General features: G+C 64.6%; 8 protein-coding genes. 3 read left to right on the top strand and 5 right to left on the bottom strand.

Annotation, left to right across the window (positions count from 1 at the left end; translation table 11 throughout):
- Positions 1 to 601: 601 nt before the first annotated feature.
- From ACVIGA_RS35365 to ACVIGA_RS35350, 4 genes are all read right to left on the bottom strand, one after another.
- Positions 602 to 1756: a glycosyltransferase family 4 protein gene (locus tag ACVIGA_RS35365; protein ID WP_456669645.1), complete on the bottom strand. Its 1155-nt coding sequence runs from the start codon at positions 1754 to 1756 to the stop codon at positions 602 to 604.
- Positions 1753 to 3747, bottom strand: a complete 1995-nt coding sequence (locus ACVIGA_RS35360; RefSeq protein WP_456669644.1) for an alginate lyase family protein — start codon at positions 3745 to 3747, stop codon at positions 1753 to 1755. The genes ACVIGA_RS35365 and ACVIGA_RS35360 overlap by 4 nt, the downstream gene beginning before the upstream one ends.
- Entirely contained in the window at positions 3744 to 5930 is a 2187-nt protein-coding gene (locus ACVIGA_RS35355; RefSeq protein ID WP_456669643.1) for a bi-domain-containing oxidoreductase, read from the bottom strand. Before ACVIGA_RS35355 ends, ACVIGA_RS35360 begins: the two co-directional genes overlap by 4 nt.
- A gap of 111 nt (positions 5931 to 6041) precedes the next feature.
- Positions 6042 to 7280 carry a glycosyl hydrolase gene (locus ACVIGA_RS35350; protein ID WP_456669642.1) on the bottom strand — a complete coding sequence of 413 codons (1239 nt, stop codon included), beginning with the start codon at positions 7278 to 7280 and terminating at the stop codon, positions 6042 to 6044.
- Positions 7281 to 7397: 117 nt separating this feature from the next.
- On the opposite strand from ACVIGA_RS35350, the gene ACVIGA_RS35345 reads away from it, so the two are divergent.
- The 3 genes from ACVIGA_RS35345 to ACVIGA_RS35335 all read left to right on the top strand — a co-directional run bounded on the left by ACVIGA_RS35345 (position 7398) and on the right by ACVIGA_RS35335 (position 10817).
- Complete coding sequence (locus tag ACVIGA_RS35345; protein ID WP_456669641.1) at positions 7398 to 8708, top strand: glycosyltransferase family 4 protein; 1311 nt, start codon at positions 7398 to 7400, stop codon at positions 8706 to 8708.
- A 70-nt stretch (positions 8709 to 8778) separates the two neighbouring features.
- Positions 8779 to 10089: a nucleotide sugar dehydrogenase gene (locus ACVIGA_RS35340; protein WP_456669640.1), complete on the top strand. Its 1311-nt coding sequence runs from the start codon at positions 8779 to 8781 to the stop codon at positions 10087 to 10089.
- Between the two features lie 8 nt (positions 10090 to 10097).
- Entirely contained in the window at positions 10098 to 10817 is a 720-nt protein-coding gene (locus ACVIGA_RS35335; RefSeq protein WP_456669639.1) for a class I SAM-dependent methyltransferase, read from the top strand.
- A gap of 21 nt (positions 10818 to 10838) precedes the next feature.
- Here ACVIGA_RS35335 and ACVIGA_RS35330 read toward each other — a convergent pair whose 3' ends face one another.
- Positions 10839 to 11510, bottom strand: a complete 672-nt coding sequence (locus ACVIGA_RS35330; protein ID WP_456669638.1) for a class I SAM-dependent methyltransferase — start codon at positions 11508 to 11510, stop codon at positions 10839 to 10841.
- Positions 11511 to 11591 lie beyond the last annotated feature (81 nt).

Genomic DNA, 11591 nt, shown 5'->3' with positions numbered 1-11591 from the left:
CACAACTGGTTTGTTGCGACGCAGCTCAAATGTGGACACACGTTACGAACTTGTTAAGTCCATTGTTAAGTCCGCAATACCGGAGTGTCAATCAGCAATGCGCCATTAACCTCTGGTTCCCTGAGACTTATGTGAGACTTAGCGCCATTTCGGATGCGCACTAACATTCGACGCGGACCACTCACAAATGTTAGCCGCGGCGCAAAAAAGGATAGTGATTATACGGGGTTTCATCGGGTCCCCCGATGGCGCCGGAGCGCGGAATTTCGCAGCCATTGCGCGCGCTTCGGCGCGATTTTCCGATCTGAAAAAATATTTCTGCGCCGCGCGAGAGCTTTTGCAAAAAAGCGTCAAACTTCACAACCGGCCGGCAAGTGGAGCGGCGTTATGCCGGGTTCTGGTTGCAGGCCACGAGCGCCAGGCAGGCGAAAACCAGGGAATCGATCGCAGAATCGGAGCAATTTGGCCGCTCCGCCAAAGCCGGAGAGGCGCCAGATCGAGTGCTCGATATAACAAATTAACATCAGATTCGCCGCAATCCGTTAGGGGCAAGAGTGCCGCAACGGCGCCCGATCACGGGCGAGATAACCGTCGGCGGCGATCATCCGGCGGCGGCGCGCGCATAGATGGCCTCGAGCAGCCGCAGATTCTCATCCGGGGCGTAGCGCTCGAGATAGGCGGCCCGTGCAGCCTGCCCCCATGCCGTTGCGCGATCGGGCGCGTCCAGAAGCTCGACAATCCGCTGTCTTAGCCCGGCCGGATCGCCCGGCGGCACCAATGCGCCGGTCTTGCCGGCGCTCACCACCTCGGCAAGTCCACCGATCTCGGATGCGATCACCGGCGTCCCCTGCGCGAAAGCCTCAACCACGACCATCGGAAATCCCTCGTACCAGAGCGACGGCACGACCAACGCCCGGGCACTCGCCATTTCCCGAAGCACGTCTGTGCGCGCGAGCGCGCCGAGGAACCTGACATTGGCGGGCGCCCGAGCCTCAAGCACAGCGCGCTCCGGTCCTTCACCGACGATCCGCAAGGGCATGCCGGTCCCCGCAACAGCGTCGAGCAGCACGCCAACGCCCTTCTCGCGGCTCAGCCGCCCGACATAGAGCAGCCCTGTGCGTCGCATGGCCGGATCGGGCGCCCCCGGATCTGCCATGAAGTTCGGCTTCACATCGATCCGGCCGGCATCGAAGCCGGCCTGCGTGAACAGCGTTCGGGCAAACTGCGTCAGCGCGATCAGGCGCAGGCCGGGACGCGTCCAGGTACCACGGCGCTGGTGCCGCGCGATCATGTAGGCCGAGGCCAGCGAGCCCGGCAACGATCCGCGGTAGCAGCGATGCACGACGCCCCAGAGATGGCCACGGTCCAGGCAATTGTGGCAGATGCGGCCGTCGCGCAGCAGCATGCCGCCGGTGCAGATGCTGCGATAATTGTGCAGCGTCACCACCGCAGGTACGCGCTGTTGCCGGCAGACATCGAACACGGCGGGCGAGAGCAGCGGAAAAAAATTGTGGACGTGGACGACGTCGGGGCGAAAGCGGTCGATCGCCTCCGCCATGGCCCGCTTGCCCTCCGCATTGTCGGCGATCGACAGCGTCGTCGCGATCCGCGCGGCGAACGAATTGATCGCTTCGTTGCTGACCGTGAGTGTCTCGACACTGTGTCCAGCGTCGCGCAACAGGTCGACTTCCGCTTCGAACACGACGTCTTCGCCGCCGCGGCCCTGATACCTGTTGTGAGCAACCAGGATCTTCACGATCGGCGTGCCGGCTCGGGAAACCAGCGCAGCTCCGTCACCAGGCTTTGGCCGGCGGCCAGCGTTCCGGAGCCGATCAGCGTCGTCGCCGGCACCTTGAGATCGAACGACGGCGAATACCAGCCGGCCGGCACGGTCTCGTCACCGCGATACGCTTTCCAGTCGAGCGGCGCCGGCAGATCGAGCTCGCCGCGTCCGCCCGGCCATGCGAGCCGCGCCGTCCCCCCTTCGAGCTTGCATTCGACGTCGGGACCGAGATGCCAGCCGAGGCTCGCCGGCACCGCAAGCCCTTCACCGGCAAGTACAATATCGGTGACGACGAGCCGCGCCGCCTGGCGCTGCAATTGCACCGAACGGCGATGCACGAGACGATCTGCTGTGTCCTGATATCCCGAATGCTCCGCGACCCAGCTTGCGTCCGCATCACGATCGTCCAGCCCGCTCGATGCGATCAGCCGGCTCTGCGCATGCCGCGTCCAGAGAAACGGGCCGCCCGACACCGACTGGTCGCGCCCGAACAGGCAGAGCGTGTTGTGCGCCAGCGTGGAACGGAAATAGGCCCGCCATCGCGGATCGCCGTGATAGCAATAGGTGCCGGGGTCGGCGAGGATATCGACGCCGCCGATCCTGCATTCGAGCGCCAGCGCATCCGCATGCGCATGTCCCGCGATGCGGCCGAAGCCATGCGGGCCGTGATCGCAGCGGCACCACACCGCTCGGTGGGAATCGACGAGAAAGGTCTGTCCCGCCTCGTCAAGCAAATGCGGACGGCGCGCGGGCCGCGCGGCGATCGCACGCGCCCCGATGCCGTCGGTCAGAACAAACGTGCGCAGATCGGGCTCCGGCAGCCTGGGCCACCATGGCAGCTCGCCGAACAGACGCGCGCCGGTGGCGAGCAGACCGAGCCAGCGATTGCCGGCTGGATCGTCGAGCAGCAGGCCAACGCCTTCGTCGCCATCGCCTTGACGGGGAGGATGGGCGCGATCGTCGAGCATCGCCGCGATGACATCGCCCATGCGGCACATCGTGGTCCAGACCATTTCGCCCAGCTGGTGCCCGGACGCTTCTCCTTGCACTGCCGCGGCCAGCAGCAATTCGAGGACAAAGCCGTGATAATCGGTCGCGAGTTCACGATTGCTGCCGCAGGCGAAGGTTTGCGCAACAGCTTCGTCTGCCAGCGTCCTGGCGGCATTCTGGCGCCACGGTGCGCTGTCGCGGAAGAACGGAAACACGCAGGCCGCCACGAACTGCCCGGCAGCCTCCGCGATGACGTGGTTGTTGGCGGAGGAGCCACGGCTCGGGAACTGCGACAACCAGTATTGATGCGCGTAAAGCTGCGTCAGGAACTGCTCGTTGTCCTCGAACAATGCTGGCGCGCCGGCCCAGTTCTGCAGCAGCTGACGCACCCAGGCCCACGAGATCAGCCGCACGCCGAGCTCGATGCCGCTGATCCAGTGCGGGCCGCGCGGAAACGGATTTTCGCGCCACCAGCTTGTGAGATGCGCGGCGACGCGCTCGGAGTAGCGTTCGTCCGAGGTCAGGTAATACGCCGACGCGAGCACCGTGAGATGGTGGTGACGCGACGGCTCCCAGATATATTTGATGTTCCCGATCGCGGCTTCGTCGCGATAGGGAACCGCGAACGCGTACATGTCCGCAGGCGCCCGCTTGCCGCTTCTGATATCGACGAACCAGTCCGGCCGTTCGCCCAAAGCATCATGATCTCTGGCGAAAACCTGCCAATGTCCGGCCAGAATCCGGTCGGCGCTCTGGATGAGTCGCTCAGCGGCCAGCTGGGGAGCGTGCGCGGGCAAAGGCAGCGGCTTCAGCCGCGGCTGCCGCGGGCCCGGGGCCAGCCTGGCGCCGGCGTGTCGTGCGATATCGGGCGGCGTGATGCGCCAGAGCAGGCGCAACAGCTGATCGTTCACCCGTCCCGCAAGCTCGGACGGCTCCATGCGCTGCAGCCTGCGCAGATACCAGGCCGGATTCATCTCAACGCAGTCGCGGCGCGCGCGACGCCCTGCTCTGCTGCGCCGATCGTCAGATCGACCGGAATCCCGGCGGCCGCGCTCTCTTGCACCGCGAGGGTTGCGCGGGTGGTCGCAAGCAGCGATTCGAGCCCGATCGGCATCGCCGCCCCCGATGCGACCGATGCGATGAAGGCATCCAGCATCGGCCGCTGCCCCTTGTCGAGCCGCGCCTTCTTCGCCGTCCGCTGTCCGGCGTGCCAGACCTCGAAGCCCGAGAAATTGTCAAAGGCGGCAAAGCCGGTGCTTGCCGATATTTCGAGCGCCTCCTTCGGCACACGCGGATCGCCGCCGGTGAGATAGCTGAGGCTCGCAACCGAACCGTCGGCAAAATCGAACGTGGCGACGAGATTGTCGACATCCTTGCCGGCAGTGCTCGCGGAGACGCGCACCGGCTCGGCGCCGAGCCACCAGGACAACACGTCGATGAAATGCCCACCCTCGCCGACGAACCGGCTACCTTCGCTCTCGGCCTGCAGATACCAGGATGATTTCTCCAGCGGGCCGGCGATGACGCGATATTGCAGGGTCTGTGGCCCCGCCGGCGCGAACGCCGCGCGCATGCCCTGCAGCAGCGGCGAGAAGCGGCGGTTGAAGCCGACCATCAGCCGGTTGTTGCCGGTCTCGCGGATCACCTGCTCCAATTGATCGAGTGCGTTGGCGTCGATCGCCAGCGGCTTTTCGACAAACACCGCCTTGCCGGCACGCAGCGCTTGCGCCGCGAGGTCGGCGTGGGAGGCATGGCGCGTCGCGATCAGCACGGCATCGATGTCGTCGGCCGCGAGCACCGAAGACGCATCCGTCGAGGCACGCGCGAAGCCGAACTTGCGCACCGCGGTGGCGCCGCTCAGGCCGGTGTTGGTGGCGACCTCGACAAGATCGACACGCTGATTATTCGCAAGCTGCGGCAACAACATGCTGGAGGCATAATTGCCCGCGCCGATGACGCCGAGCCGCACCCGGCCGCTGCGCAGCGCAACCGCCGGACGATAAATCATCTGCATGGCGCGCGAAGCGGCGTCCGGATAGCCGAACACCATGCCGAGACCAACCTCGCCCCGGCTCATGCGCTCGAATGCCGACGTCGCCTGCTCCAGCGGCACCACGTCAGAAATCAGCGCAGCAAAATCGAGCCGCCCGTCGGCGAGCAGCGCGACGATCGCCTCCATGTTACGCTTCTCGGTCCAGCGTACATGGCCGATCGGATAGTCGATGCCGCCCTCCTCGTAGAGCGGATCGTAGCGGCCGGGGCCGTAGGAGCGCGAGAAGCGAACGTCGAGCTCCTTGTCGTAGAATTCGTTCCACGGCAGGTTCAGCGTGCATTTGCCGATATCGACGATGCGGCCGCGGTCGCGCAGCAATGCGGCCGAGCGCGATGCGAGATCGGGATCGTCGCTGCCCGCCGTGATGAACACGCAATCGACACCGTTGCCTGCGGTCAGCTGATCGATCCGGGCGCGAAACTCGGCCGCGGTATCATCCGATGCGACCGCACAGAGCGCGGCGCCCGCCGCCTCGGCCTGACGACAGCGCGGCTCCAGCCTGTCGAGCCCGACGACCACGACACCGGCGCTGCGCAACAGGCGCACCATGATCTGCCCGATCAGGCCGAGGCCGATCACGCAGGCGGTCTCACCGAACCCGGTTTCCGACTGGCGCATCGCCTGCAGCGCGATCGAGGCGATCGTCGTGAACGCGGCCTGATCGAGCGCGGCACTGTCCGGCAGCGGCACGCAGAGGTTCACCGGCACCCAATTGTATTCAGCGTGGGTTGCATATTGATTGCCGCCGCAGCAGACCCGCTGTCCGACCGAGAAACCAGCGACGCCCTCGCCGACTTCCACGACGGTGCCCGACAGCGAGTAACCGAGCGGCGTGTAGGAATCGAGCCGGTTGATCACCTTCTGATAAGTCGCAAGCAATCCCTGCTGGCGGACCGAGCGCACCACCTTGGCAACCTGGTCGGGGCGCGCACGGGCCTTGCCGAGCAGCGAGAGGCGCCCCTCGGTGAACTTCATCATCTCGGTGCCGGTCGACACCGCCGAAAATGCCGTGCGCACCAAAACCCCGCCGGCGCGGCAGCGCGGCGCTGGCACATCGATCAGCTTGAGTTCGCCGCTCTTATAGTTCTGCGCGATCTGCTTCACAGTCGGTCAACGCCTCGAGTTAACAGTGCCCGTTGTATCGCGCCCGCCGCCCGCAATGAAGATAAGAACATCGTGATCGTTATCCCATCACCTCGGAATTTAACACTGTTATCACTCCAGCAACAGGACCGGTTTGGGCGATATCTCGACCTCACCGTTGGCAACAACTCCTTCGCCGCCGTCGAGACCCTGGTACCGGCCAAAGCGCGGATCGACCCGATAGATGGACCGCCCGTTGGTGGTCCAGAGGATCAGACCGCTGCGGCCATCCGGCATGCGCAGATCGACGCGCCAGGTCGACGGCGACGGCCTGGCCGCGGCGACGACGCTGGCGCCGACCAGCCATGACTGGACCGTGCGATAGGCAATTCCGCTCGGAAGCAGCCCACGCGCCCGGTCCCATAATTTGCCGAAGTCGCTGCCCCCGCCGGCGAACTCGTACCAGTAGAACCGGTCGACACCGCTGATCCATTTCAGGATATAGGCGCGCGCCAGACAGCCATCCGGGTTGTCTTCGTGGGACGACCAGCCGGCCTCGGTGTCCCAGATCGGCCTTGTGGAGAGATCGTGCGCGGCGAGGATCTGCTTGAAGCGGGCGATGATTCCGATCACCGCTTCGGGTTCACTCGTATAGCCGTGGAAGGCGAACACATCGGCATATTGGCCGCCGCCTTGCGCCATGAAGGCCTGCTGCCAGCGATAGCCGTCCGGCGTGCCGTTGGACGACGGCGTCAGCACGGTCAGAGTGGGGTCGCTGGCCTTGATAATCTCGTAGGCCCGCTTCTGCATCTGGACCATGGTCGCGATATCGCCCGAGTAATATTTGGGATCCTCGGGCTCGTTCCAGATTTCCCAGTATTTGATGCGGCCGGCGGCACGCGCGACGACCGCACGCACCCATTCATCCCATGATGCGAGATCGGCAGGCGGCGAGCTTGCGCCCGGCGTGAACGCCGGCGGCGCATCCTTCACCGACGCGGCCCAACGCGGCGTGAAGGCGAGATTGAGGACAATATCGACGTGCTCGCGCTCCGCCGCCGCGAGGATGGCGTCGAAGCGCGCCCAATTGTAGATGCCGGGCGCCGGATTGATCTGCGCCCAGTAGATCGCGCCCCATAGCCGGACGCCGTCAAATTTGAGCTCGGGCCATGGCTGCGACTGCCCGATCGCATTGATCGTCATGCCGAAAAGCGACGGCGGGATCACCACGTTCACACGGCTCACATCGAGCGCATCGTTTGCCGCCGCACCGGCCCACTGCAGCGGCCATCTGTGAGCCAGCGGCGCCAGCGCACTCAAAACCAGTGCAATCAACGCCGCTTGTGCCCAATCCCTCACTTTGCCTGCCATGTCGGTGTCTCGTCGCCGTCACATCCGTGCCGGGATTGCATAATGGAAGTCGCTCATGTTAATGCCGATGTTAGTCTGATTGTGATGTTGTTAGGTCAATGGTATAGATCATCGCAGATGTCGAGAGCTGAACCATCACCGCGGCGGATCCTGATCATCGTCGAGAACCTTCCGGTTCCTTTCGATCGCAGGGTGTGGTGCGAAGCAACGTCGCTGCGCCAGGCAGGCTATGAAGTCTCGGTGATCTGCCCGAAGGGCCGCGGCCATGACGAATCCTACGAGTGCCTCGACGGCATTCACATTTACCGTCATCCGATGCCGCTGGAAGCGCGCGGGATCGCCGCCTACCTCATCGAATATCCGGTCGCGCTGTTCTGGGAGACGTGGCTTGCGCTCAAGGTGGCGTGGAAGCACGGCTTCGACGTGATCCATGGCTGCAATCCGCCCGACCTGATCTTCCTGATCGGCCTGCTGTTCAAGCTCGGCGGCAAGCGCTTCGTGTTCGATCATCACGACGTCAATCCCGAGCTCTACGAAGCAAAATTCGGCCGCCGGGATTTTTTCTGGCATCTGCTGCGGCTGGTCGAATATCTCACCTTCAAGACCGCAAGCATCTCGATCGCGACCAACGAATCCTATCGCGAGATCGCGATCACCCGCGGCCGGATGCCGGCCAACCGTATTTTCGTGGTGCGCTCCGGCCCCAATCTCGAACGGGTGCGCTCTCGCCCCGCCGATCCGGCCTGGCGCCGCGGCCGGCGCTACAGCGTCGGCTATGTCGGCGTGATCGGCCAGTCGGAAGGCATCGATCTTCTGCTGCAGTCGATCGGCCACATCGTGCACGATCTCGGCCGCACCGACATCCAGTTCAACATCGCCGGCACCGGGCCGGAGTGGAACGCGGTGGTCAAGCTCTGCGAAGAGATGCAGCTCTCCGACTACGTGAACTTCACCGGCGCCGTCGCCGACGACGCGCTGTTCACGATGCTCTCGACCGCCGACGTCTGCGTCAATCCGGATCGCGTCACGCCGATGAACGACATCTCCACCATGAACAAGATCATGGAATACATGGCGCTCGGACGGCCGATCGTCCAGTTCGAGGTTCGCGAAGGCCGCCGCTCGGCGCTCGACGCCTCACTCTATGCGGCGAAGAACGACCCGCAGGATTTCGCCGGCAAGATCATCACGCTGGTCGATAATCCGACGTTACGGCAGACGATGGGGGCATTTGGCCGCAGCCGAGTCGAGCGCGAATTGTCCTGGACGCACGAGGAGCCGAAGCTGCTCGCCGCCTATGAGGCGTTGTTCGCGAGGAAGCTCCCCTGGCAGAGCCGCACGCCGCGCACGATCGCCACCGCGGAGCGGTCAACCTCGCAGGCGTCTGGTGTCAGCGCCAATGCAGCCGCCGGGCGGGCATCGCGTTGAACGCCCTGCCGCCTCACTCACGCGAAACGCGACGCCGCCACACGCACGTCCTTGGATGGAAGGTCGAAGCATGAATGTCAGCATTTTCGGCCTCGGCTATGTCGGAACGGTCTGCGCGGCCTGCTTCACCGAGCTCGGCCATCAGATCATCGGCGTCGACAAGAGCATTGCGAAAGTCGACCTGATCCGCGGGGGCCGATCGCCGGTCATCGAGCCGGGCATCTCGGACAAGGTGGCGCACGCGGTTGCAACGGGTCAATTGATCGCCACCACCGACGCCACCGAGGCGATCGTCAACAGTGACATCTCGATGGTCTGCGTCGGCACGCCGTCGTCCGGCAACGGCAATCTCGACCTGGCCGCGATCCGAGAGGTAGCCATCGAGATCGGCCGCGGGCTGCGCGCGAAGAACGCGCCGCATACCGTGACGATCCGCTCCACCGTGCTGCCCGGCACCACCCGCGGCACCGTCGGACCGCTGATCGAGGAAGCCTCCGGCAACAAGATCGGACGCGATTTCGACCTCGCCTTCAATCCGGAGTTCCTGCGCGAAGGCAGCGCGATTGCCGACTTCAACGCGCCGTCCAAGACCGTGGTCGGTGCCTTCAATCAGGAAACCGCCGATCGCGTCATGGCGCTCTACAAGGATCTACCGGGCGCCAAGATCACCCCGCCGGTCGAGACCGCCGAGCTCGTCAAATATGTCGACAACAGCTGGCATGCGCTGAAGGTCAGCTTTGCCAACGAGATCGGCACCATCGCGAAGACGCTCGGCATCGATGGCCGCGACGTCATGAACATCTTCCTGCAGGACACAAGGCTCAACATTTCGCCGGCCTATCTGCGGCCGGGATTTGCCTTCGGTGGCTCCTGCCTGCCCAAGGACGTCAAGGCGCTGAAGCACCTCGCGCACAGCCGCGGACTGTCGACGCCGGTGCTCGAAAGCATCCTGCCGAGCAACGACATGATCATGTCGCGCGGCGCCGACTGGATCCTGTCGCATGACGGCCGCCGCATCGCATTCCTCGGCATCAGCTTCAAGGCCGGCACCGACGATGTCCGCGACAGCCCCTTCGTCGAACTGGTGAAAAGCCTGCGCGGCGAACGGCGCGACATTCGGATCTACGACCCCAACGTTCGCCTGTCGCAACTGATCGGCGCCAACCGCGACTTCATGATGCGCAACCCGGCGCTGGTCGGCCTGCTGCATGACGACGTGACGGCGACAATCGAATGGGCCGACATCATCGTGCTGACGACGGCCGATCCACGCTTCGTTGCGGCGCTGAAGGCAACTCGGCCCGACCAGGTGGTGCTCGAACTGTCTGATATCGGATTGCCCGACGAGGTGCGCGCCAGAGTGAGCGGCTTTCACTGGTAGGGAACACCATGGCCACCATGGCCCAGACCCGCGACCGACCCGAAATCCGCTTTCACGACGAGATCTCGTCGGAGTGGGAGACGCTGCATCGGAGCCGCACCTTCAAGGCGCGCACGGCCGCGATGTTCGATCTGCTCGGGAACACAGACCTTGTGGGCCAGCGCTGGCTGGATGCAGGGTGCGGCACCGGAACGCTCTCCCGCCTGCTCGCCGCACGCGGCTGCGACGTCACCGGCGTCGATGCCTCGTCGGAGATGATTGCGGCGGCACGCGGCCGACCCGCCGACGGCACGCCGGCCGAACGGCTCACATTCCGGCAGATTCCGACCATCGCAAGCCTGCCGTTTGCGGATCGATCCTTCGACGGCGTGCTCTGCGCGAGCGTGCTGGAATATGTCCCCGACGTGGCGCAGTGCCTCGCCCAGATCCATCGCGTGCTCAGGCCCGGCGGACTGCTGCTGCTCTCGGTCCCCAACCGCGGATCGCTGCTGCGCCAGGGCTACAAGCTCGCGCATGCGGCTTCGTCGCGCGTGTCGGCGCGGCCGCTGTTCCGCTACCTCGCTTTCTCCAAATTCGACACCACGCCGGCCGTGATGCAGAACCTGCTGCGGCAACATGCTCTCACGATGCTCGGCGCCAGCTTTGCCGGCTCCCCGCTCCCGCCGGCGCTCGATCGCCGGCCCGCGGTCGGCACGCTGATCAATATCCTCGCCCGCCGCGACAATTGACGCGGCGGGGAGTTCCCTGCTTCACGCCTTGATCGCCATCAGCGACTTGGTCATGCCGAGATATCGCTCGCGGTAGATCTTCGCATCCGGAAACGTTTCGGTCATCTCGCGCCAGTCGAACAGGTGCCAGTCGGGCGCGGTCCGTTTGAACCAGAAGCGGTTGAACCTCTCGATCAGTGCGATTTGCTGTCGCCTCGGCAACAGGACGATGATTCCGGGCAACCAGGTATGGCTCTCGATCGGAAAGTACCGGTGCGGCGTCTGCACGTAGAACGACTTCGCGACCCGCGAGATCTCACCCGCAAAGCGGTTCTGGTGCTTGCGCGCGATATCGCGGAATGCCGTGTCACTCTCGATCGTCACGACATCCTGCTTCGGCCCGGTGACATGCTCGATCACCGACGAGCAGAAGCAGAAATCGAACGCCTGATCCACGAACGGCAAGCGCTCGGTCTCCTGCAGCAGCACCGTCTTGAACCCGAAGCGCTCGCGCGCGGCCTGCAAATCGTCGGCCGAGATATCGCAAACCGTGATGTCGGTATGGCGCGGCAGGATCGCGCGAATGTGCCGGCCGGTGCCACCGCCGAGATCGAGGATCTTTGCGTCGAGCGGCAGGTTCACGGTGCGGACGAGGAACTCGCCGCGCCGCTTGCGCGCTGCACCGGAAAATCGGGCTTGGATCGCGCCCAGCAATGTCAATCTCCTGCTATCGGTCGCGTCGGTCTAGCACGGCACGCGTAATCCTTCACGCAGCGGTGGATCGATTTGCCGATC

Source organism: Bradyrhizobium sp. USDA 3240 (assembly GCF_054063295.1).
The sequence above is the reverse complement of the archived record's forward strand: the minus strand, read 5'-3'. Positions and strand labels throughout refer to the sequence as shown.